The sequence below is a fragment of the Algoriphagus sp. genome, from assembly GCF_029254265.1.
In the GTDB taxonomy this organism is placed as follows: Bacteria; Bacteroidota; Bacteroidia; order Cytophagales; family Cyclobacteriaceae; genus Algoriphagus.
This window is the reverse complement of record NZ_JAQWXX010000048.1, coordinates 18,701-42,008: the sequence shown is the minus strand read 5'-3', so window position 1 is coordinate 42,008 and position 23,308 is coordinate 18,701. Positions and strand designations below refer to the sequence as shown.

Sequence of the window (23,308 nt, the reverse complement as noted above, 5' to 3'; positions counted from 1 at the left end):
GCTAAATTTAGCCTTTCCTTCATATAAAATCCAAAATTCAATTCAACCCCTTATCAAATGTTTTTAATTCGAGCTGGAAAAATCGAGGACTTGCCTCGTGTTTTAGAGTTGATCTACGAACTCGCAGTGTATGAAAAAGCGCCTGAACAAGTCATTAACACCGTCGAGATGATGGAAAAAGATGGTTTCGGTCCCAATCCGGTCTTTAGATTCTTTGTTTGTGAAAAAGAAGATTCTGGTGAAATAATTGGTACAGCAATTTATTACTACCGCTATTCAACTTGGAAAGGGAAACGTATTTACCTTGAAGATTTGATCGTCACTGAATCTGAAAGAGCCCAAGGAGCTGGTAAATTATTGTTTGATCGCATCATGGAGAAAGGTCTGGAAGAAGGCTGTACCGGGATGATGTGGCAAGTACTGGATTGGAATGAGCCAGCGATCAATTTTTATAAAAAATACTACAATGCGACTTTGGAAGCTGGATGGTTGAACGCCCACCTTCAGGATTACGAGATCAAGACTTTATTAAAATAGAAATAAAAAAAGACCAGCCGAGACTGGTCTTTTTGGTTGAAAGCAATTTTCAACTTATGACTTCACCGAATAATTTGGTGCCTCTCTAGTCACACTTACATCATGTGGGTGAGATTCTTTCACACCGGCTGCTGTGATCTTGACAAACTTGCCGTTTTTCTGAAGGTCTTCTATGGTTTTGGTACCGCAATAGCCCATTCCAGCTTGAAGTCCACCTACCAGCTGATATAAGACTTCGGCTACCAAGCCTTTGTAAGGTACGCGGCCAACGATTCCTTCAGGAACAAGCTTCTTAATATTATCTTCAGCATCTTGGAAGTAACGGTCTTTTGAGCCCGATTCCATGGCTTCAAGTGAACCCATGCCTCGGTAAGATTTGAATTTTCTTCCTTCAAAAATAATCATCTCACCCGGAGCTTCTTCAGTTCCTGCAAGTAACGAACCGATCATAATTGAGCTTCCGCCTGCTGCAATTGCTTTTACCAAATCACCGGAATATCTGATTCCACCGTCAGCGATTACTGGTACTCCTCGATGCTTCAGAACTTCCGCACATTCAAAAACAGCAGAAAGCTGAGGTACACCTACCCCGGCGATGACCCTGGTGGTACAGATAGATCCAGGCCCAACTCCGACTTTAACAGCATCTGCTCCGGCATCAGCCAAAGCGATTGCTGCTTCAGGTGTAGCAATATTCCCTACGATGACTTCAAGGTCGGGAAATGCATCTTTTATTTTTCTACAGGTATCAATTACCCCTCTGGAGTGACCGTGCGCGGTATCAATTGATACAACATCCACACCGGCATTTTTCAAGGCTTCCACTCGTGCCACGATGTCTGCAGTCACACCTACAGCAGCACCTACGCGTAATCTTCCGTATTCATCTTTACAAGCGTGAGGCTTATCCTTTCGCTTTAAAATATCTTTATAGGTGATTAGACCTGTCAATTTATACTCATCGTCGACGATGGGCAATTTTTCGATTTTATATTCCTGAAGTATTTCTTCGGCTTCTTCCAAAGAGACTCCAGACTTAGCAGTGATCAGATTGCTGGTGGTCATAATCTCTCTGATCGGGCGACTTTGATCTTTTATAAATCTCAGATCCCGATTTGTAATAATGCCTTTCAGCACCTTGTCTTTATCAACCACGGGAATACCTCCAATTGAGAATTCGCGCATGATTGCTTCAGCGTCTCGTACAAAAGAATCAATATGAAGCGTTATCGGATCTAGGATCATCCCAGCTTGAGATCGTTTTACTTTTCTCACCTGAGCGGCTTGCTGATCGATAGACATGTTTTTATGAATAAAACCCAGACCACCTTCCAAGGCAATTGCGATTGCTAATTCAGCTTCAGTCACCGTATCCATAGCGGCGGAGACCAAAGGAATATTCAATCTGATTTTCTTAGTGAGTTGGGTGGAGGTATTCGTGTCTCGGGGAAGGACTTCTGAATAACCTGGGACTAGAAGCACATCATCATAGGTGAGGGCTTCGTAGAGGAACTTATCGGAGTTTCTGTTCATGGCAAATATTGGTTATAGGTAACCCTATTTGCCCGTCAAAGTTAAAGACAAAATCCGAAGCTGGCGTAGTCCATTCAAAAATTTATTTTGAATGAGTGGCTTTTTCTTGAAGATAGTAGACAAAAATTTTGATTGCAGCCTTAAAATAGACTATTTCCCTGCAAACTTTTCCATAAGATACCCGAGCTCATCAAAAAATATACAATGCCAAAAAGTGTAATTTTCCAAGGCTTGTTTTTAAAGAAATACCAGCCCGTCAGGGATAAAACTTGCAAAGCGTGTAATCCCAAGAAGTGAAAAACCCGAAGATCTCCATAAGCTTTTGTCCAACCTAAGAAAAAATAGCCATCCTGCCCATCTGCTGCGCCAATGGTATGACTAAGCCTCCCGGCCATCAAATAACCCTCATATCCCCCAATTAAAAATATTATCAATCCCAATTGAATTCCCCTTTTATAGCCTTCAGGAAGGGTTTCTACTTTTGAAATCAAAAAAAGGAGGTAAATGAAGCAAAGTGAATTCAAAAAAATCAGGATTCCCATCGTGCCAAAAATTGCACTGTCAATCGGACTGGAAATGTTGAAATGAGATTGTTTTCCCTGAACAGCTTGGTAAAAAATCAAGATAAGTTCACCTGTCAGAAGTAGAAATACACTTCTGGAAATAAACTTTACTGCTTTTTGATTGGGAATATCCACCATGATCCAACCGATTGTCCAAAATAAAACAGTTGTGGAGACAAAGAATTTTAAGGGTTTATTCCATACACTCACACCCAATAATTCTCTGGGATCAAAAAGAGTGAGAATCGCTAATCCAATAAAAACGAAAAGGTAAAATAAGCCAGTATCTGCCAATAAGCGATTTCTTCGCCTTAATTCAAGAAACCATTTTCGGATCATAAGGATGCTGAGGGTATTTTTTTAAGTGAATGACACGTATCAAAATATAGATCAGAAGCCCTGCGGGACCTAGCATAAAGGTGAAGACCAAACAAGGAAGCAGAATCCAGCGATTTATTCCTCGCTTATCCCCATCATTACAAATCCACATACCGGTGAATAAATCAAATACCAGATAGTGGATCCAGCCTGCCAAAACTGCCTCATCTTTTCCAAAAAGTAGTTTCACATTCGCTAAGGTGTCAAAGCCACCCTGCGAATCTCCACCAATCCCTTGAAGAATAAAGAATAGGTAAAGACAAGCCATAAAGACAAATACAAAAGAGAAAAGAAAAGTATATACCCATCGTTTTTGGTACAAAACAAAAAGTAATATCCAACTCAGTAATGCAAGAGAATTTGCGATGGAAAAAATTATTTCTAAGTCCATTTTAAGAAAATTTAGACCTAAGTTAAAAATATCCTTTTGAAAATCAGAAACTTAAATGATTATTTTTTCTTTTGAAGTCGAGCAATATAGAATCCGTCAAACCCACTTTCTTGGGCCAGTACTTTTTGATCTTCAATTAATTCAAAATCTTTTCCTGCTTCTGAAGCCAAGAATTTAGCTACCTGATCTTGATTTTCGGAAGGAAGAATGCTACAGGTCGCATAGACCATTTGACCACCCGGCTTGACCATGGATGGATAGGATTGAAGAATTTCCTGCTGCGTTTGCCTTACTTTCTCGATGGACTCTTCGCTAAGCTTCCATTTTGTGTCAGGGTTTCTTCGTAATACTCCGAGTCCTGAACAAGGTACATCTAGCAATAAACGGTCTGCCGTATCCTTTAATCGCTTGATTGTTTTCGAACCCTCTATTACTTTCCGCTCGATGATGGATACACCATCTCTTCTAGCGCGAAGCTTAGTTTGCTGGAGTTTCCACTCTTCCACATCCATGGACAAGACTTTCCCTTTATTCTGCATCAAAGCGGCAATGTGAAGGGATTTTCCACCGGCGCCAGCACAGGCATCAATCACACGCATTCCTGGCTCTACAGCCAAAGCTGCGGCTACCAATTGTGAAGAAGCATCTTGCACTTCGAATAGTCCTTCTTTGAAAGTTGGATGACGGAATACATTCGCTCGCTCGTCCAAGATCAATGCATCTGGATAGCCTTTGATGATGTGAGTTGAAATATTATCCTCGGCCAAACGATTTTTCAATCGCTCACGTGTGGTTTTTAAGGTGTTTACTCTCAAAACTACCTGGGCTTCTTGATTCAAAGAATGGATTTCTGCCTCCCATTTTTCTCCCAATTCTTTTTTGCCCATTTCAAAAAGCCAATCTGGAACAGACTCCAGTTTCGCTGGGTCGTCCAGCTTTTCGTATTTGTCTTGAAGTTTGTCGGGATTGATTCGTGCAAACTCCTCCCATGGTGGAAGAGAATGTCCCTGCATCAACCAATAAGTACCAAATAGATCGTAATAATCCTTTGACGGACTCAAGTAATTGATCAATCTCCACCAGCGCACCATCTCGTAAGTCGTCTCCGCGATGAAAGAACGATCTCTCGCTCCCCATTTAGGGTTGGATTTTAGGGTACGCTCGATGACTTTGTCAGCGTATTGTCCTTCTTCGAATATTGCTTTTAATGCGGTATGAACTCCGCGGATGGTATTGTTATGTAGCTTCATGGAAATAAAATTCTCCACAAAGGTAGTTTTTCTTTCGGAGTGTACCGATTGCAAAGTTTAAAAGGGAGTAAAGACTAGCCCAAAGCGGATTCCTTCACGAGTGACTGCCGAGCCAAAGTCTGAATAATTACCAAAATAACCTTGTGTGGCAGAAAGAAAAGGATCGAAAACTGACAATCCATTAGTAAGGTTATTTCGCTCATCACTTAGGGTTTGTTTTCTCAATTCGAGCAGATTTGCCCGTATTTCTAGCTTCAGCCAATTAGAGGCTTGGTAGGCAAAAGCTGCATCTACACCAAATCTCCAATTTTCCTCACTGATTGGGACCTCAATCGGTCCCGGAAAAATGGAAAGGCAGTTTAAACAATAGTCATAGAAAGTCAGGTTATAAGGAAAATAAAAATCCATCGTGCCGGAGTCACCAGATTCTCTTAAAATGTAAGGGCTTAGATTAAAAGAAAATTTTTGATTCAACCTGAAGTGCCTTCTTGCGAAAATTCCAACTCCAAAAAGCTGATTATCAATGCTAGTCTGGTAAACGGTAGTCTGAGCATCTTGGGAAATCAAAATTCCATCCTCGTTGAAATTGGAGGAAAAAGTAGTCAAACTCAATGGTGAAATCTCTTCGACGTATGAATTGAAACTTACCATTACTCCTAAGTCCCATTTTTGATTGAGGCTCAAGCCGACCATAGGGCGTAAGCTTCCAAAATTCTCATTTTTTAAACTTACCAAACCTGAAGATTTAACTGATTTTTGCCAATAAGAGCCATCTATTCCGATCCAAATTTTAGAATCTGATTGGGCAAAGGATTCAAAAAATAGACCCGATGCTAAAAGGAGTAAAAGTATTTTTTTCATATTTGGAGGATTGAGTTTGCTACTTTTACGGCTTTAGTATATATCAAGGTTCTTCAAATGTCAAACTATTCAGAATTAGTCCAAAAGCTTTCCTCTCAACTCGAAATCTATGATAATCAGGAGGCTACCAGTTTGGTCAACTGGCTTTTGGAGCATCACCTTGGACTTCGACGGGTCGATATGATGCATTTTTTGGAAGAAAAGGATTTACCCCAAAAGCTTTGGAAGGATTTTGATCGACTCAAGAAAGGAGAACCTATTCAATACATTCTTGGGAAAGCTCCTTTTTATGGGTATGAATTTCTGGTGAATTCATCCACGTTGATTCCCAGAAACGAAACCGAAGAGTTGGTTCATCTGATTCTCAAGGAAAATAAATTGCCTGGCTTGAAAGTTCTGGATATCGGGACGGGGACCGGTTGTATCCCAATCACATTGGCTTTGGAGCTGGATCAGGCTGAAGTTTATGGTTTGGATATTTCTGAAAAAGCCCTTGAAGTGGCTCGGAAAAATGCCAAACTCCTCCATGCGCCTGTAACCTTCCTGAAATGTAATATTTTGGAAGAGCTACCGCATGTTGAAGAGCTGGATATTTTAGTCAGTAACCCACCCTATATTCCGGAAAAGGGAAAAGCTGAAATGCATCGTAATGTACTGGATTTTGAGCCCGGTTTGGCACTTTTTGTGCCCGATGAAGACCCGCTGCTTTTCTATAGAACCATTGCCGAAAAGGGCAAAAAACTATTGAAACCTAGGAGTAAACTCTATTTCGAAATTCATGAAGAGTTCGGCACTGAAGTGCTTTCCTTGTTGGAGGAAAAAGGATATTCTGAGCGAAGATTACTGAAAGATCTGAATGGGAAAGATAGGATGGTCACTGCCCGGAGTTAATCAGGAGATCTCCTCCCCAATCCAAAAAATTCCCGGCGCATTGATCTCCGTAATTCCTTCAGGTACTTCAATCATCGTAGCATAAGTGATTGGAAGAAGAATTTCCCCTTCCGAATTCTTGATCTCTATTGGCATTCCTTCTTTTCCATGGATATGAATTGAAGACTCCGCAAACCATTTTTTGAATTTACCGGACTTGACTGGATAATATTTCCAGTTTCCGTCTACTAAAGTCAAGTTCATCAGGTCCAATTTTTCCTGTAAGGCAAAAGCACTTTGATGCGAAATTCCCACCAAATGAACTGCTTCATGCTTGCTAGCCAGGAGGTACTGTAATCCCTCATTTAAAAAATCCTCATTTTCCACGGTCAGGAATTTCACGGGATATTGTTCCTCCAGAAGCTGAAGGTTTTCTTTTTGAAAAGCAGCAGAGGCCAAAATCACATCGATTTTGATCCCCCAGCTTAAGACCTGATCCAATGCCTTTTCACTGACTAAAATTGTTGGTACCCATTCCAAAAGTCCCGAAATCCGATCAAAATGAATATGCTCAGCATCCAGAATAAATACCGCGGGCTCTTGTTGCTCTTTTACAAAATGATGAGATGACATTAGCTCCAGAGTTTTTGATAGAAATTGAGTGCATTTTCAAAGGCCAAGCCTTTGAGCTGCTTTTCGGTTAAGTCAAGCTCCAAGCTGTCCAAAAGCGAAGGGTATTTTCCTGCATTTTCCGCCAAGGGGAAATAGAAAGGGATTCGGCTTGGGTCGCCAAAGTTTTTGGTATAGAAAAAGTCAGCTCCAAAGCAGATGTTCTTTTCAGCTCCGATGGCAAATCCATGTAAAATATGTTCGAATAATCGCTCCGGAACATCCGTGTCCAAAAATGCCCGTAGGAAATTCACTCCTATGATTCCACCTCGATGGATGATTTCTTTGGCAAACTCATCAGTCAAGTTTCGTCGATGATTCCAGATGGCTCTAAAATTTGAGTGACTGGCAATTACCCGAATGTCAAGTTTCTGGCTATCAATATGGGTAAGAATTCCTTCTGCCAAAAGATCAGAAGTATGAGAGAGATCAATGGGGATTTGCTTTCCGGACATGTAATCCAGCAGCTTTTTGCCATCATCTTTCAGACCGATTCCATCTGTATAATTCCCGCCGCCAAAGCGGTTTTCGGTATGGTGGGTGAGGCTGATGTATGCTAATTTTCCCACTTGGCTGACGATCGAATCAAACTGAGCATAGATTTCCGGCCAGGAAGCGGTTTCATTTCCCAATCCAGCTGCATTTTCTACTGAAGCGATCACCCCAACCCGCTTTTGTTTGGCCCAATCTGAAAGAAAGGAAGGGTCCACAAAGGCCATATCGATTGGATTATCTTGAAGAAGTTTGGAAAAAATACTCGCTTGTCTGCTTGCCAGTTTCATGCTTTCCGGCCTGACATCGGTATAGATTGCCATAACCTGCATTCTCACTCCTCCGGCAATTAGCCAGGGAATAGCGCAGGCGATATCATCTTTGGAATAGGGGTTGGCACTTGGGACGCTGCAGAGGTAGGAAAGCATGTCGCAGTGCATGTCAATAATAGGCAGACGCATGGATTTTGGGCTTTTGAACAAAGTAAACCAAAAAACGGGGGTTTTTTAATACTTTTAAGACTGATTCAAATCGAGGATTTTCCAACAAAAAAAGATTATGGCAATAACAAAACCTTTCAATTTCAAAAAATGGATCGATGAAAACAGGCCCCTGTTGAAGCCTCCGGTTGGTAATCAGCAGGTTTTCAAGGGAAATGACGATTTCATTGTGATGGTTGTGGGTGGTCCAAATTCAAGGAAGGATTACCATTACGATGAAGGGGAGGAGTTTTTCTATCAATTGGAAGGGGATATTATTTTAAAAATCATTGAGGATGGCAAGCCCAAAGATATCGAAATCAAAGAAGGTGAAATTTTCCTTCTACCTCCCAGAGTCCCCCATTCTCCAAGAAGGCCAGCCAATACGATCGGTTTGGTAATCGAACGATACCGCAGAGAAGGGGAAAAGGATGGATTTATTTGGCACTGCGAAAACTGTGGGGAACTGCTTTATGAGGAGTATGTAGAGCTGACTGACATCGTCAACCAACTTCCTCCAATTATGGATAGATTCTGGAATAATCCGGAGCATTGTACCTGCAAAAACTGTGGAACAGTTATGGAGAAATAAGTGCAGTGGGCAGCTGGCAGTTTTCCAGTGAGCAGTTTGCAGTTAGACAGGACGAATAAACATATTTACGTCTTCTAACTTTAACACCTTTCAACTTTAACACCTTTCAACCTGAAAAAAATGAACTACGAATATTCTGAAGCTTTTGCTCAAAAGATGGATCAAAATGATCCCTTGGAAAGCTTCCGTGACCGATTCCTTTTTCCAAAAGTTAATGGAAAAGAAGCCATTTATTTCTGTGGCAATTCTTTGGGGCTTCAGCCAAAATCCGTTAAAGATTATTTGGAAAAAGAGTTAGGGAATTGGGCTGATTTGGCTGTGGATGGACATTTTGAAGGAGAGGATGCCTGGATGTTTGTTCGTCAGAAATCCAAACCAGCCCTAGCTGAAATTCTTGGCACGCATCCCCATGAAGTCGTAGCAATGAATAACCTTACTGTAAACCTTCACCTACTGATGGTGTCTTTTTACAGGCCTACCAAGGATCGCTTTAAAATTATCATTGAAGCCGGAGCTTTTCCTTCGGATCAATACATGCTTGAATCTCAGGTGAAATGGCATGGCTTGAACCCCGAAGAAGTGATTGTAGAACTCAAGCCAAGAGTTGGCGAGCATACGCTACGAACCGAGGACATTCTGTCGGAAATTCATAATCAGGGAGGTGCGCTGGCCATGGTAAATATGGCTGGAATCCAATATTACACCGGGCAGCTTTTTGATATGAAAGCAATCACTGCAGCAGCTCATGCTGTCGGCGCGGTAGCTGGGTTTGACTTGGCACATGCAGCAGGTAATGCTCCTTTAAGTCTTCATGACTGGGACGTTGACTTTGCCACCTGGTGCAGTTATAAATACATGAATTCCGGTCCTGGGAATGTTTCAGGAATCTATGTCCATGAAAAATATGCGGATCGACCTGATTTACCACGGTTTGCAGGTTGGTGGGGACATGATGAAGGAAAGCGATTTCTGATGGAAAAGGGATTTATCCCCATGCATGGAGCAGACGGATGGCAGTTGGCGAACTCAAATATTTTGGCTTTGGCAGCACATCAGGCTTCTTTGGATATTTTTCAGGAAGCTGGGATGAAGAATTTGCGTGCAAAAAGTGAAAAACTCACTGGTTATCTGGAATACTTAATCCGCCAAATCAGCGGAAAATCAGGGGTTTTGGAAATAATTACTCCAGAAAACCCTGCCGAAAGAGGCTGTCAATTATCTTTACTGATTCATCAGGGAGGCAAAGCAGTCTTTGATGAGTTTTATAAACATGGCGTGGTGGGGGACTGGAGAAATCCAAATGTCATCCGATTGGCACCTACTCCGCTATATAACAGCTTCTTGGATGTTTTCCGTTTTGCTCAGGTTTTGGAACAATCCTTGGAAAAATTCGCTTAAAGAGAAGCATGGATAAACTATCCGAATGAAAAAGAACGAAATAACTATTCTGGGTGCTGGTCTTATCGGTACACTGATGGCAATATATCTCAAACGTCAAGGTCTGGAAGTTTCTGTCTACGACAAGCGTCCTGACAAGCGTCAAAAACCTTACGATGAAGGTGGCAGATCCATCAATATGGCATTGAGCCATCGGGGTTGGAAAGCCCTTGAGGAAGTTGGGCTAAAGGATAAAGTGCTCCCTATTGCGATCCCAATGTATGGTCGGAAGATTCATGATGAACATGGAGGGACTTCATTTATTCCTTATGGAAAGGTCAATCAAGCCATTTATTCTATTTCCAGAGGAAAATTCAATCAGCTGCTTGCCGAGGAAGGTGAGCGACTGGGAGTGAATTTCAATTTCGAGCACAAATGTGTTAATGTAGATTTTCGAAATCAGGAAATCACTTTTGAGACTGAGCAAGGAGAATCTAAAATAATCGCTTCTGCAATTATAGGTGCTGACGGTGCTTATTCTGCGCTTCGTATGTCGATGCAGAAGCAGATCCGTTTCAATTACAAGCAGGAATACATATCCCACGGCTACAAAGAGTTGACGATTCCTGCTACCGCTGAAGGCGAATTCGCCATGGATCCGAATGCTTTGCATATCTGGCCACGTGGTAAGTTTATGCTGATTGCATTGCCTAACCCTGATAAATCATTTACCTGCACCCTCTTTTTACCTTTTGAAGGGACAAAAGTTTGTTTCGAAAAGATCAATGATGATCAGGATTTAGAATCTGTATTCAAAACCTATTTTGATGACGCCTATCAGCTCATGCCGGATTTGAAAACTGAATTCTTCAAAAACCCTACTGCGGCCTTGATCAATGTTGAGTGCTACCCTTGGGTGCAAGGAACAAGTATATTGCTAGGTGATGCCTCGCATGCAATGGTGCCTTTTTATGGACAGGGTATGAATTGCGGCTTTGAGGATTGCTCGATCTTAAATGGTTTAATTGATAAGTTGGGGACAAATTCCTGGAGTTTGGTTTTTGAAAAGTTTCAAAAGAAACGAAAGCCAGATACAGATGCGATTTGCCAATTGGCGATGGAAAACTTTGTGGAAATGCGGGATTCTGTCTCTGATCCTAAGTTTATTATCCGCATGAAGATTGAAGCGAAGCTTCACGAACTCTATCCGAATGATTGGATTCCATTGTATTCCATGGTGACTTTCTCGGATATGGGATATGCGGAGGCATACGCTCAGGGGAAATTGCAGGAAACTATTATGAATCGGGTGATGGCAGATCCACTTATCACCGAAAATTGGAATAAGCTAGATTACGAGGATATCATTTATAAGATGGAAACATCCAAAGCGGTTTAAGGATCTTTTAACCAAAAACGTGTTTTAACCACAAAAGACACAAAGGTTTTCACGGAGGCCACAAAGGTTTTAAATCAGAAGATTTAAATCAGAAGATTTAAATCAGAAGGCTAAAAATTATTGACTTTTGGGGACAAAAAGGTTCTTTTAACTATTGCTAAACTTCTAAGTCTAAAACACCCCAGAGGGGTGATATATTGGTAGAAATCTGGATCGCTGCAATTATCCGGCTCCCGCGCAGGATTATTGTTTGGAAATAGGATGATTGTGCGGGAGGATGGAAAGGGATTTATTTTTTACCTCAACAAGGCACAAAGGTTTCACAAAGGCAAAAAAAGGGAGGCAATTTTATAATTGCCTCCCTTTTTATTTGTCATTTCTCTTCCTAAAGCACCGTTCGGAATTGCTTCAGGAATCTGGAATCATTCTCAGTGAATAGTCTCAAATCTTTGATCTGATATTTCAGCATGGCTATTCGCTCTATGCCCATACCGAAGGCAAAGCCAGTATATTTTTTAGAATCGATACCACAGTTTTCCAGCACGTTAGGATCCACCATCCCCGAACCTCCGATTTCTACCCAGCCACTTCCCTTGCAGACGTTACAGCCTTTTCCTCCGCAGATCAGGCAAGTGATATCAATCTCTGCACTTGGCTCGGTGAAAGGGAAAAAAGAAGGCCGGAATCGAACTTTGGTTTCCTTGCCAAACATTTCCTTCGCGAAGTGATAGAGCGTATTTTTCAAGTCGGCGAAACCTACATTCTCATCCACATAAAGTCCTTCTACTTGGTGGAAAATACAATGCGCACGAGCAGAAATGGCTTCATTTCGATAAACTCTGCCTGGGGAAAGTGTACGAATTGGTGGTTTTTGATTTTCCATGACCCTCACCTGTACCGATGATGTATGGGTTCGTAAAGCGATATCTGGATTTTTTTCAATGAAAAAAGTATCCTGCATCTCACGAGCTGGATGATTTTCAGGGAAATTCAGCGCGGTGAAATTATGCCAATCATCTTCAATTTCCGGTCCTTCGGAGAGGTTGAAGCCGATCCGCTCAAAGATCTCAATCATTCGCTGTCTTGTAGCGGTAAGTGGATGAATACCACCCATTGCAAGATTAGAAGGAGGGAGCGTCAGGTCGATTCCTGCAGACTTTGATTTTTTGTTAGCAGAATTTACCTTCTCGATCAATTCCTGAAAACGTTCTTCTGCAAGTTGCTTTACGCTATTGACGAGTTGCCCGTAGGCTTTTTTCTCCTCATTTGGGATTTGGCCCATGGCCCCAAAGAGTTCACCCACGACACTTTTCTTGGAGATAAACTCCATTCGGTAAGCTTCCAGTTGGTCGGGGGTATTTGCATCTGCGGCAGCAATGGCTGCTTTGATGGCTTCTATTTTCTCTTGGTACATGGGATTCATTTTATTCGAATGACAAAGCTAAGGCTTTTAGGGTTTTTTGGAAAGGTACGCGGGTTGTAAAGTTGAAAGGTTATAAAGTTATAAGGTTTGCTTATTTCGAAAGTTGAAATTCATCATTCGATATTCGGCATTTGAATTTGGAAAGATTGGATTTTCAACAATATCATAAATCGGAAATCATATTTCTTATATTTTTTCACCTCCCCTCAATCCAATCATCCAGTCCCCCTCGTATCTCCTTCCAAATACAAAAACTAACAAAAATCAATCTTAACAAACAACATCATGAAATCGAGCATGACTAAAAAGTCACACACTGGGATGATTATAATCTGCGAGATTCCATATGGCCTTTAAAAAACAAATTATCATATGAAAATTCAAAATTATTTCAAAGGGGCATTAGTTGCCTTCGCGTTTTTAACAGCAAACCTTGCATTTGGACAAATGGAAAAAACCAAAATGGTAGGCGGAGCAGAAATGTATCCTTCTAAAAACATCGTAGAGAATGCAGTGAACTCTGCTAATCACACTACACTTGTAGCAGCAGTAAAAGCAGCAGGTTTGGTAGAGACGCTTCAGTCAAAAGGTCCATTTACAGTTTTTGCTCCAGAGAATTCTGCTTTTGACAAACTTCCAGAAGGAACCGTTGAGACACTTCTAAAGCCTGAAAACAAAGCGCAATTACAAGCAGTATTGACTTACCACGTCGTGGCCGGAAAAATGGGATCCAAAGAAATCGCGGAAGCCATCAAAAAAGGAAATGGTAAAGCGACTTTGACAACGGTTCAAGGTGGAACATTAACGGCTTGGATGAAAGGTAAAGATCTGTACCTCACTGACGCAAATGGTGGCCAGTCTAAAGTAACAATTGCTGATGTATTCCAGGCTAATGGAGTGATTCACTCAGTGGATACTGTGGTTCTTCCTAAAATGTAATTGTTGCTAGTCACCCAATTGCTAAGCCGGTTCCGTATGGAGCCGGTTTTTTTGTTTTTATAAAAGCTCATCTGGGATTTTAAAAACAGCAATACCCGGATCTTCGTCCGTAGTCAATCCGTAAATTTTGTTGTTCTTTTCGTTTATGGAAATTTGAGAAACTGACCTATCCAGTGCAAACCTCCATTTAGGTTTTCCTTTCAGATCAAACACCCGGATTTCTTGTGCAGATAATCCAGAATTAACATAGTCTAAATGAGAATATCCTGAATAGAGTACAAAAATGTATCGTTCGGATACCGCAATATCTTGGTATTTCTTAGGGACATCAGGTTCAAAACTGATCATTCCTCCAAATTTACTGTCATGATATTCAAATTCAGGTAACTTAAGATCCGGCCCAATAACTGAGATAAATTTTTTCGTTTTATAGTTGAATATTTCCATTAGGTCTCGGTACATACTGGCTCTCACATAAATTCCATTGTTTTGATTGCCATGAAATCGCCCATTGTTTAGAAGACTAACCTGAAGCTTCGGTAGATCTGGCCTTTCTTCTGGAACTTCAAATTCCCCATAAGCATCAATCAGGTTTCCCTCAGGGTCAAACTCCAGTATTTTATTTTCATTCTCCCTTGGAACCCCCAAGTAATTTCCACTTGGAGTTAAAATTAGTCTCATGGGCCCCAAATTTGGATCTGTGATTTTCCTATCACTACTGGCCAAAAGAGTAGAGTCATTAAATGAAAAAGTTGAGATCTTTCTGTTATTGTAATCATATACCCAAAAATTATCTGAGTCTTGCGAAACTATAAATTCGGGTATATTAATCTCCCGCGGACCTTGGCCAAATCTCCCTTTGGGTTTGTCATAAGTCCAATCACTGGTATTTATGATATGTATTCGAGGAAATTCATCAGGCACATTGTGATATTCACTTATCAATATCTTATCACCCTGAAGTGTCATACTGGAAGCATTGATTACCTCTTCAAAAAAGTGTTTTTCAGAACTAAGATTGATCTCCTCAAAATCTATGAGCTCTATTGATATTATAGATTCTTTCTCTGGTTCTGCTGCACAAGAAGAGAGAAAGATGAGTAGAGGAATTAAGTATAACAACTTCATATCACGGACAATATAGTAAATTACCATAATTTAGTAGTAGGAAAATAAAAAACCGACTGAATTGTTCCAGTCGGTTTGATATTCTTTAGTTCCGTAAATCAAATCTTACCAAGTTCTTCCTCCGCTTGGTCTGCCTCTTTCCCAAGGATTGTTGGATGGCTCTGGCTCTTTAAAGTTACCAATGATGTAAGTGAAAGTCAGCATGCCATAGCGTGTCAGGACATTGGTGAATACATCGGTTACCGCTACATCGGAGATGGTTCGGCTGATGCTATTGTTTTGATTCAGTAAGTCAAAGATCACTACTTTCAGTTCTGCCTTGTTATTCTTCGCAAATCGCTGACCTGCCTCGATATTCCAGAGCCAAACCGACTGATCCAAGCCCTCTGACAATCCTCTGTAGAAGGTGTTGTTGATATTATTTCCGATAAAGGTTTTTCCGTTGTTAGGGGAATAATACAGTCTCAAGTTTGACTCTTGGATGTAATAGTTTTGATCCAAATTCGACTGCAAGCTTGAATTCACGATAGTATAAGTACCCGTGGTGCTGATCGTGAAGTCCACATTCTTGGAGATATTACTGCTCAGGGTAAATCCTTGACTCAGGTCGATATTGTCATTCAGATTCAGATCTCCATTGATCAATCCCGGAGTTCTGTTGAATCCTAATCGGGTATTCAAATTCAAATTAGATTTGATTTTCTTCACTGGCATGCCATAGGTCAGGAAGAATCGGGTTCTGAAGTTACCATCCAAGTTTTCCGGTCTGGAGATTTGCCCACCTGGACGAAGCAGAATTTCTCCGTTGATCAGGGTATCCTGAGCGGTGATAAAGGTGCTGTTTCCGATGAAATTTGCAGTAGATGAATAGTTGATAAACATGAAGAGTGTCTTAGACTTTTCCAGATTCACCTTGCTGATATTTGCGAAAATATTGTGGTTAAAGCTTTGTCCCAAGTTAGGATTACCCACACTTAGATTGAGTGGATTTTGGTTATTTACCACATTCTGAAGCTGATTTACACTTGGCTCATCCGTGTCAGTTCGATATCTAATTCTCCAGGAAAAACCAGTCTCTCGATTTCGGAAGTTGACATTGGCACTTGGAAGGATATTGTTAAAACTACGCTTAAATACGCCAGGAGTAGGGAAGAAGGCTTCGTTGTTTAATTGAGCATTTTGATAATCCAAATTCAAATTGATGCTGTAGCCACTGTTGTTGTAGGCATAGCCTGTTCGGAGTCGCTGCGTGATGAATTTATTGTCAAACTCGTTACTCAAGGCACTGTCTAGTACAAATTGGTTTTCGCTATCCAGCACTCTGGTCTTTTGATCAGCACGGGTATCATTGTTGCTGATTTGATATCCAATAGTTCCAATTGACTTTTCGCCAAGCGGCTCAGTTAATGTAGCATTGATTCGATAATTGAAACCATCGTTCAATGCGTCTGTCCGCTGTTCAGTAGTGTCTAGTCGATCTCGATTGTAGTCTAAGCTTGCTGCCAACAAACTGGACAACTGATCGCGGTTAGACCAAGTGGTATTGATATCTGTAGAAAGTGTTCTTCCCTTCTTATCAAACTTGTATCGATAGGTAATATTATTTGAAATATTCAGCGCTTTCGTTTCTGTGTTTGAAATAGAACGAAGTGCACTCAGTGAGTCTCCGGTGCTCGCCAACGTCAAGGCATCTCGATCGCTGAAAGTCTTATTATTTTGATATGAAAATGATGGCGTGATTACCAAAGAATTTTTATCATTCAAATCCGCCTCGATTCTACCGCTTGCACGATGATTGTAATTATCGACAGTGTTGATCAGATTTTCTTGATAAATCTGGCTCAAGCTCTCATTGATTACAGTTTCACGATTGGTGATCTGGCTGAGCGTATTTGCAGTATTGTTGAAGAAGTAATTTCCAGTGAAATTCACCTTCTTACCCCATTTATCACTGTAGTTTAAACCTACGGCATTGGTTGTGATAATACCGATATCATTTCCACCAGAGAATGCATTATTTCCTCCGCCTCCCCAGCGTCCTCTTCCTCCACCTCCACCAGCAGAAGCATTGGCATTTACCCCAGCTAGATCTTGACTGGAGAAGTTTTGCTGATTGATATTGTTAAATAATCCCAGTATCGAAATTCGTTGGTCTCCTTTGAACAAATTGACGCTTCCACCTGCGGAATATCGATCATCCGTACCATAACCTGCATAAGCTCGGCCGAACTGGCCATTTTTTCGGTCTTCCCGGAGAATAATGTTGATGGTTTTGGTATAAGTTCCGTCGTCAAATCCAGTTAATCGGCTTTGATCCGAGCGCTGATCCAATACTTCCACCCGCTCAATTGCGTCAGCTGGTAAGTTTCGAAGCGCGATACTTGGATCCGATCCAAAGAACTCTCTTCCGTCAACTAATACTTTTTGGACCGCTTCACCCTGTGCCTGAAGTTGCCCACCTTGCATGGTGATGCCAGGCATCTTTCGGATCAAATCTTCCGCTTGTGCATTTTCTTGTGTTTTGAAAGCCTTGGCGTTGAAAGAAGTGGTGTCTCCTCTTTGCTCTCCAACCGGATTGAGTCCTTCGATTACTACCTCATCGAGTACCTTGGAATCTTCCAAAAGGATCAAATTTCCTAATTCTACAGGATCTCTAAAATTGTGATTCTTTGTGATGGTCACATAACCGATAAATTTAATTTCGATTTTGACGTCAGGAATTTGAGGTCTTGCGATAGAAAATTTACCCTGTCCATCCGTCACCGTTCCGACCAAAAGTGAATCAGTTACAGTTTTAATGAGTACGTTGGCCCCAGCCATTGGAGTATTGGTGACTCCGTCGAATACAGTCCCAGTGAATACTCTAGCCTGTCGAGCCTCACCAGTTGGCCGCTGACCAAAGGCAGAAAAAGCAATTAAACTGCTAAAAATCAGTAAAATAAACGCGTATTTGTTTTTCATATTGTTACAAAGTTCTGATACTTTGACTGATTGACAATACGAAAGGTTTACTGGAACGTCAAACTAAAATAAGAATGGATACAGGATTGGATAAGTGGTTTTTAATGCGTTTAGAAGTTTAAAAAAATTAAACTTTGCTTATGATTTCGGGATATGAAATTCCAAAATGGCTGTTATCAAAGATTGCCGAACCATTTTTGATTACGATCACCTGAGGTGACTGGTGTGGTACTCCGAATTCCTGAGCCACTAAGTTTGATAATTCCCGATAAGCAATGAGGTCCAAAAAATAAGGAACCACTTTTTCTTCATCCCCATGCTTCCAATTGCGGAGCAGTCTGTCAAGAGACATACCACTTACCGAGCAGCGGGTGCTATGTTTGAAGATCATCACAGGTGTAGATTCGCTCAGTACTTTAATTTCTGCGATTTGGCCGGGTTGAGTCAGTTTATTCCAGTTCATTTGTTTATTCTTTACTTTTGGGACAATACTTGCAGGGATGAAATAGTTCCCTTCTAAGCAGCTATCATACATGAAAATGCCTTCTTTTTATTCTTTACTTAAAAGCTTCCTTTTATTCGGTTTTCTAGCAATAGTTTTTTCTGCTTGTAAAACCCTAAGTCCAACCAGCGATCCTGGTCCTATTCCAGTACCTCCGCCAGCACTTTCTTCAGTGAATGTGCCCTTGCAAATTCCAAAGGCGACTTTGGATAAAATTTTCAATTCTCAGATTCCCGGGGTGCTCTTCGATGAAAAGGATGTAGATATGGGTTCGGGAATAAACGGGGATTTGAAGCTAAGTAGAAATGGAAGGATTACTTGGGCCGCACTGGATAGTCAGCTTATTGAGTTACGGGTTCCGATTTCAGTTCAAGGTCAAGTAGGGCTCAAAAAAGGTGGTTTAGGAAGTCTTTTCAAATCTAAAGTTCCGATTAATGAGCAACTTAATCCTGTATTTGTGGTTGATCCGGAAATCAATTCCAACTGGGATTTAGGAATCAAAGCTCTTGAATTAGTCGATTTGGGAGGTTCGCTGACGCTTGATATCCTCGGGATGCAAGTGGATTTGAGCAGCTTGATTGCTAGGGAGATCCGAAAATGGAGCGAACAAAATCTAGTCGGTGAAGAATCGATTGTTAGCCTAAAACCTTTGATAGATTTGACCTGGGCTCAGGTAGGTAAGCCCTTTGAGGTGGAATTGGAAGGAGTGAAGACTGCTTTTTCAATCCAGCCTCAGGAAGTTCGATTCCGAGAGTTTTTTGATGCCGACCAAAATTTTAATGTCTGGCTTGGGCTTTCCGGTAAAGTGAATTCACATCCTGCTACAGCTGCTCCTTCACGAGCTTTTCCTTTACCAAAACTAAGTCCAAATGAAAACTCCAAAAATGAACTGGAAATCCTGATGCCATTAAGCGTTAGCTATTTGGAGTTGGATCAGCTTTTAGCGGAAAATCTGGCGGATAAATTATTCCGAATAGACAAGAAAACCACGATGATTCCCTCCAATATCAAGACTCAAGCTTTTGGTGAATTGGTCGCTGTGAGTATGGATTTTTTTGCAGAGAAAAGTAATGGTAAGTCGCTTGAAGGGACCATTTTCGCTGTGGGAAAACCTGCCTATGATACACAAGTGCGTCAGCTGATTTTTGAGGATGTGAATTTCAAACTGGAAACTGGAAATCTCGGAGCGCAAACTGGGATAGGACTGAAAAAGCGAAAAATCATCAAGAATATTGAAAGGCGTGCGGTGTTTCCAATAGGTGAATTGTTGGATGGAAGCTTGGGAAGTATCCAGGATAGACTGGGATTGTCCACTCCGATTGCTGATTTGGAAATTCAAAATTTAAACATCTTGCCGGCTGGATTTTACCCCATGAAAAATGGCCTTCTGATCCAGATCAAAGCGACCGGGAAAGTTGGGATAGATTGGAAATAAAAAAGTGATCTTTTGGACTATCAGTTTTTGCAACAGATCTACTTCAAGACAAGCTAATTCTCTCAAAGTGGGACAGGGTTTAAGATTAACCTAACCCAGCTCCCCAGCTTTAGAGAGCGAAAATCTGGATGAAATGGGACCTATGATTTCATGAATCAATGCTGCACCGATTACTACTCCTATAACAATTGACCCAGTTTCTTCAAAAACAGGATCTTTTGCGAGTAACAGAGCAAGACCAATTACAATCCCACCTTGGGGAAGTAGTCCGCCTGCAGTGTATTTCATAACTTTTGAATCGGACCTGGCTATTTTCCCCCCTACGTATATACCTGAAAATTTCCCGATTACCCTGGCAATGATATAGATAAGGATGAGTACATAGCTTCCTGATATAGAGCCTAGATCCAGTTGCATACCGGATAAAGTAAAAAATATCACGAAAATCAATTCATCGGTATACCGTTCAATAAGCTTGAATATCTCCTCTGAAACCGGATTTAAATTAACTACAAAAGCTCCGAGCGCTATTGTAGCTAGCAGGGATTCAAAACCGAAGTAATCTGCAACTCCGTAGCTTAATAGTATCAAGCTTATGGTTATAACGATTAAGGCTCCTTCCTCTTGTTTTTTAAAAATCTTGATGATCAAATAAAACAGTAAGCCAATTAATCCGCCCACAAGTAATGCTCCTCCAATACTTAAGCCCAGCTCCAATAGCGTTTCGTTGTATTCAATATTCGATTTCCCCAAAAAAGAGGCTGCAAACGCAGTCACTAAGGTGTAAATAATAATGCCCACGATATCATCAAATGCTGCGATTCCCATCATTGTGGAACTCACCTCACCCTTTGCTTTATATTCATGGATTACGGCAAGTGTAGCTGATGGATCCGTTGGTGCTGCCAAAGATGCAAGAACCAGACTAATAGCGATTATCACATGGACTGAAGCGAAAATGTGAATGAAAAAATAAAGGGTTAAAAACATAAACAAAAAGACAGAAATGAATGCAAAGACACATTCCATGACTGTTAATATTAGGATTTTGCTTCCTGTGGTCCTGAGTTTTTGTATTGATAATGAACCACCTATTGAAAAGGTTATGACAGAAAGGGATATGGAAAGTAATGGGTCTGTATGATCCACAAACTCGGATGACATAATTCCCGATAAGTCGGGATTAAGAAGGATTCCGGCTAGGATATATCCTGAGATTTTGGGCAGTTTTATTTTTTCTGCCAATTCTCCAGCTATATATCCAACGAATATTAATATCCCTATACTCAAGATTACGTGCATAATTCTTTTGTTGGATTGTGGATAACAAATTAAAATACATTTTAAAAGTTTACTATAAAAGTTATTAAGGTTCGAATTTGCCCTAAACTGCTTTGAGATCCTTTTAATAAAGTCACCTACTTTTCCTTGCTGTTCCATATGTACCACGAGGAAGCTTTTGGGAGAATAGGCCTGAGTGAAAACGTAAAAACTTATTGTGATTGGGAGTGTAAACTCGCTGGATTGATAAGAAAAGGTTGTCTAAGTGCCTTGGCCTATAACTTAAAATCAAAGCCTGAAATTCAATAAACTGCTACTAGATCGAAATCAAAAAAGCCGTCCAAAGGACGGCTCTTCAATCGGGTTCAACAGGTTAATTACTTCATCTTCTTCATAAGATTCAATGCATCTGCTTTGATGCTGTCATTCAAGAAGGTTTTGGAGATGTGGTCTATTTTGCTTTTGAAGTTTTTCTCCATATTCAATGCGGATGCTGAGCGCATCGCAAACTTCACCACAGAGGGGTCATTGTCGTCTAAGGATCGCTGTAGAATCGCTTCGGCGATTTTAGGTTCCCGCTTTTGAGCGCCATATGCCGCCGCAATCCGAACAGGGGCAATACCCCGATCAGCAGCTCCCTTAAGGATTTCATCAGCTCCGGTACCGGAGATATAGCCCACTAGGTAGGCGGCTTTGATGGATAGATTTTCATCATTCCCTTCAATCAATTCAGCGAGTAGCGGTAATGCGGCCTCTCCGAATTTCTTTGCGCCAGCCGGATAGTCCAACTCATCCTGTCTCAAAAAAGCGAGCAGTTCCTGTGGATCAAATTCCGACGTTTTCTTTTTTGCTTGTGCCATGATTTTTTGAGTTTATAGTGGAATGGTAAGATTTGAACTTCGCATAGTGGATGACTCTCCGGAAGTCAAATCAGGTGGAGGATTGGTAATATTAAACGTACCATTTCCAGTCATCAGTCTGTTGTTATTATTCACATGATGAATCCCTAAGACGTGACCAAATTCATGACCCAAAGTCCAACGACTGGCTGATCGTACTACTACACAACCAGGCTTTCCTGAGGGATGAGCTGCACATCCGTTATAACCTGGTACAGTACTTCGGACAAAATATACCACCACGTCATTAGAACCTACGAAATTCCGCTGGTTGAAGAGCATATTTTGCTCGATGGTAACAGAGCCCATTGTACAACCTCCGACGTCTACATCATTTAGCGAAGGAATATTGAGGTTTTCTGTAGAAGCACAATCCACTCGAATACCAGCTACTGCATAAACTTCCTGCATGGCCGCAAATTGCTCATTGATCGTAAAGCTTACGGGAGTCTCAAGGATTTTAACATGAACTCTAACTCGCTCTCGAAGCACTCGGACCCCAGCTGTAGAAGACCAATAGATACTACCATGTTGGAAATGTGAGATTCTTGCTGCACCATCAAAAACCACCAACTCATCCGAGATGGGATAGCCTAAGAAGCTGCGCTCCCAGCCCAAAGATGCCCAGTGAGATCGGATTAGTCCATGTACTTCATGAGCTCCGGTACTTGGACTCCAATAAATACTTCCTCCTTGGAAATGATTGAATCTACCTACTCCATCGGGGCATGTGGTTTCATTTGTCAGTGGATAGCGGAGAAAACTCCGCTCCCAGCCCAAGCTGGAGTACTTGTTGCGGATGGATCCATGCACTTCCCAAGCTCCTGTGCTCGGACTCCAAAAGATACTGCCTCCCTGAAAATGATTGTATCTCCCAATCCCATCTAGAGTTTTGGTTTCATCTGTTTTTGGATATCCTAAAAAACTTCGCTCCCAGCCTAAAGAAGACCATCTGGCTCGAATTAATCCATGTACTTCATGCGCTCCTGTGGAAGGATGATAGTAGATGGAACCATTGACATAATGCTGGTATTCACCGACTCCATCAGGACATTTTTTGATGGTAGTGGTGTTGGTGCCCAGCCAACCTGAAGTGCCTCCCAAAGCCCAGTATTTTTGGGTAATTGGGTGCAACTGGAAAACTCTGATCGCCTCAATCGCTTTGAGATTCAAATCCTTCTCTAAAACAATATTAGGATCAATTCTAAATTTTGACATAATGTTAAAAGTTTATGTGAGGAAAAAAGTAATAATCTAATATAGACATAAATACCTGAAAACAAAGCTATTATGTTTTTAGGTTTATGATCATACCAATAAAAAATAGAAAATTTCGAATAAGTGAAAAA

The 23,308-nt window shown here is 41.1% G+C and carries 21 protein-coding genes; 7 read left to right on the top strand and 14 right to left on the bottom strand.

Annotated features, from left to right (window positions below; genetic code table 11):
* The first annotated feature begins 57 nt into the window (after nucleotides 1-57).
* A complete protein-coding gene (locus P8O16_RS07175; RefSeq protein WP_300312570.1) occupies nucleotides 58-537 on the top strand; it encodes a GNAT family N-acetyltransferase in 480 nt (159 codons plus the stop codon).
* 54 nt (nucleotides 538-591) lie between these two features.
* On the opposite strand, the gene guaB is transcribed toward P8O16_RS07175, so the two are convergent.
* The 5 genes from guaB to P8O16_RS07150 all read right to left on the bottom strand — a co-directional run bounded on the left by guaB (nucleotide 592) and on the right by P8O16_RS07150 (nucleotide 5,513).
* The gene (gene guaB / locus P8O16_RS07170; RefSeq protein WP_300312567.1) at nucleotides 592-2,070 is read right to left on the bottom strand and encodes an IMP dehydrogenase; all 1,479 of its coding nucleotides are present in this window, start codon (nucleotides 2,068-2,070) and stop codon (nucleotides 592-594) included.
* Between the two features lie 140 nt (nucleotides 2,071-2,210).
* On the bottom strand, nucleotides 2,211-2,972 hold the full coding sequence (locus tag P8O16_RS07165; protein WP_300312565.1) for a hypothetical protein: 762 nt from the start codon (nucleotides 2,970-2,972) through the stop codon (nucleotides 2,211-2,213).
* A complete protein-coding gene (locus P8O16_RS07160) occupies nucleotides 2,950-3,402 on the bottom strand; it encodes an ABA4-like family protein (protein WP_300312562.1) in 453 nt (150 codons plus the stop codon). Before P8O16_RS07160 ends, P8O16_RS07165 begins: the two co-directional genes overlap by 23 nt.
* Nucleotides 3,403-3,461: 59 nt before the next feature.
* Nucleotides 3,462-4,652, bottom strand: coding sequence for a class I SAM-dependent methyltransferase (locus tag P8O16_RS07155; protein ID WP_300312559.1), 1,191 nt, complete (start codon nucleotides 4,650-4,652; stop codon nucleotides 3,462-3,464).
* A gap of 57 nt (nucleotides 4,653-4,709) precedes the next feature.
* Nucleotides 4,710-5,513 (bottom strand): hypothetical protein, encoded by an 804-nt coding sequence (locus P8O16_RS07150; protein WP_300312556.1) that lies wholly within the window; start codon nucleotides 5,511-5,513, stop codon nucleotides 4,710-4,712.
* Nucleotides 5,514-5,570: 57 nt separating this feature from the next.
* Between P8O16_RS07150 and prmC the strand changes: the two genes are divergently transcribed.
* On the top strand, nucleotides 5,571-6,404 hold the full coding sequence (gene prmC, locus P8O16_RS07145) for a peptide chain release factor N(5)-glutamine methyltransferase (protein WP_300312553.1): 834 nt from the start codon (nucleotides 5,571-5,573) through the stop codon (nucleotides 6,402-6,404).
* Here prmC and P8O16_RS07140 read toward each other — a convergent pair whose 3' ends face one another.
* Both P8O16_RS07140 and P8O16_RS07135 read right to left on the bottom strand, forming a co-directional pair.
* Nucleotides 6,405-7,016 carry a thiamine pyrophosphokinase gene (locus P8O16_RS07140; protein ID WP_300312550.1) on the bottom strand — a complete coding sequence of 204 codons (612 nt, stop codon included), beginning with the start codon at nucleotides 7,014-7,016 and terminating at the stop codon, nucleotides 6,405-6,407. It abuts the gene before it with no gap.
* Nucleotides 7,016-8,005, bottom strand: coding sequence for a membrane dipeptidase (locus P8O16_RS07135; RefSeq protein WP_300312547.1), 990 nt, complete (start codon nucleotides 8,003-8,005; stop codon nucleotides 7,016-7,018). The genes P8O16_RS07140 and P8O16_RS07135 overlap by 1 nt, the downstream gene beginning before the upstream one ends.
* Nucleotides 8,006-8,102: 97 nt before the next feature.
* Between P8O16_RS07135 and P8O16_RS07130 the strand changes: the two genes are divergently transcribed.
* The 3 genes from P8O16_RS07130 (at nucleotide 8,103) to P8O16_RS07120 (ending at nucleotide 11,391) form a co-directional block, all read left to right on the top strand.
* Nucleotides 8,103-8,615 carry a 3-hydroxyanthranilate 3,4-dioxygenase gene (locus P8O16_RS07130; RefSeq protein WP_300312544.1) on the top strand — a complete coding sequence of 171 codons (513 nt, stop codon included), beginning with the start codon at nucleotides 8,103-8,105 and terminating at the stop codon, nucleotides 8,613-8,615.
* 120 nt (nucleotides 8,616-8,735) lie between these two features.
* Entirely contained in the window at nucleotides 8,736-10,013 is a 1,278-nt protein-coding gene (gene kynU / locus P8O16_RS07125; RefSeq protein ID WP_300312542.1) for a kynureninase, read from the top strand.
* Between the two features lie 25 nt (nucleotides 10,014-10,038).
* A complete protein-coding gene (locus P8O16_RS07120; protein ID WP_300312539.1) occupies nucleotides 10,039-11,391 on the top strand; it encodes an NAD(P)/FAD-dependent oxidoreductase in 1,353 nt (450 codons plus the stop codon).
* A gap of 385 nt (nucleotides 11,392-11,776) precedes the next feature.
* On the opposite strand, the gene pheS is transcribed toward P8O16_RS07120, so the two are convergent.
* Nucleotides 11,777-12,805: a phenylalanine--tRNA ligase subunit alpha gene (gene pheS / locus P8O16_RS07115; RefSeq protein WP_300312536.1), complete on the bottom strand. Its 1,029-nt coding sequence runs from the start codon at nucleotides 12,803-12,805 to the stop codon at nucleotides 11,777-11,779.
* 381 nt (nucleotides 12,806-13,186) lie between these two features.
* On the opposite strand from pheS, the gene P8O16_RS07110 reads away from it, so the two are divergent.
* Complete coding sequence (locus P8O16_RS07110; protein WP_300312533.1) at nucleotides 13,187-13,753, top strand: fasciclin domain-containing protein; 567 nt, start codon at nucleotides 13,187-13,189, stop codon at nucleotides 13,751-13,753.
* Nucleotides 13,754-13,810: 57 nt separating this feature from the next.
* Here the strand turns inward: P8O16_RS07110 and P8O16_RS07105 are convergent, their stop codons facing one another.
* From P8O16_RS07105 to ytxJ, 3 genes are all read right to left on the bottom strand, one after another.
* Nucleotides 13,811-14,908, bottom strand: coding sequence for a BF3164 family lipoprotein (locus P8O16_RS07105; protein ID WP_300312530.1), 1,098 nt, complete (start codon nucleotides 14,906-14,908; stop codon nucleotides 13,811-13,813).
* Nucleotides 14,909-14,986: 78 nt separating this feature from the next.
* Nucleotides 14,987-17,842: a TonB-dependent receptor gene (locus P8O16_RS07100; RefSeq protein ID WP_300312527.1), complete on the bottom strand. Its 2,856-nt coding sequence runs from the start codon at nucleotides 17,840-17,842 to the stop codon at nucleotides 14,987-14,989.
* Between the two features lie 127 nt (nucleotides 17,843-17,969).
* Nucleotides 17,970-18,305 (bottom strand): bacillithiol system redox-active protein YtxJ, encoded by a 336-nt coding sequence (ytxJ, locus tag P8O16_RS07095; protein WP_300312523.1) that lies wholly within the window; start codon nucleotides 18,303-18,305, stop codon nucleotides 17,970-17,972.
* Between the two features lie 70 nt (nucleotides 18,306-18,375).
* Between ytxJ and P8O16_RS07090 the strand changes: the two genes are divergently transcribed.
* Nucleotides 18,376-19,779 (top strand): DUF4403 family protein, encoded by a 1,404-nt coding sequence (locus P8O16_RS07090; protein ID WP_300312520.1) that lies wholly within the window; start codon nucleotides 18,376-18,378, stop codon nucleotides 19,777-19,779.
* A 90-nt stretch (nucleotides 19,780-19,869) separates the two neighbouring features.
* Here the strand turns inward: P8O16_RS07090 and P8O16_RS07085 are convergent, their stop codons facing one another.
* The 3 genes from P8O16_RS07085 to P8O16_RS07075 form a co-directional block, all read right to left on the bottom strand.
* Nucleotides 19,870-21,219, bottom strand: coding sequence for a cation:proton antiporter (locus tag P8O16_RS07085; protein ID WP_300312517.1), 1,350 nt, complete (start codon nucleotides 21,217-21,219; stop codon nucleotides 19,870-19,872).
* A 218-nt stretch (nucleotides 21,220-21,437) separates the two neighbouring features.
* On the bottom strand, nucleotides 21,438-21,920 hold the full coding sequence (locus P8O16_RS07080; RefSeq protein ID WP_300312514.1) for a hypothetical protein: 483 nt from the start codon (nucleotides 21,918-21,920) through the stop codon (nucleotides 21,438-21,440).
* Nucleotides 21,921-21,932: 12 nt separating this feature from the next.
* A complete protein-coding gene (locus P8O16_RS07075; protein ID WP_300312511.1) occupies nucleotides 21,933-23,177 on the bottom strand; it encodes a hypothetical protein in 1,245 nt (414 codons plus the stop codon).
* Nucleotides 23,178-23,308: the final 131 nt, after the last annotated feature.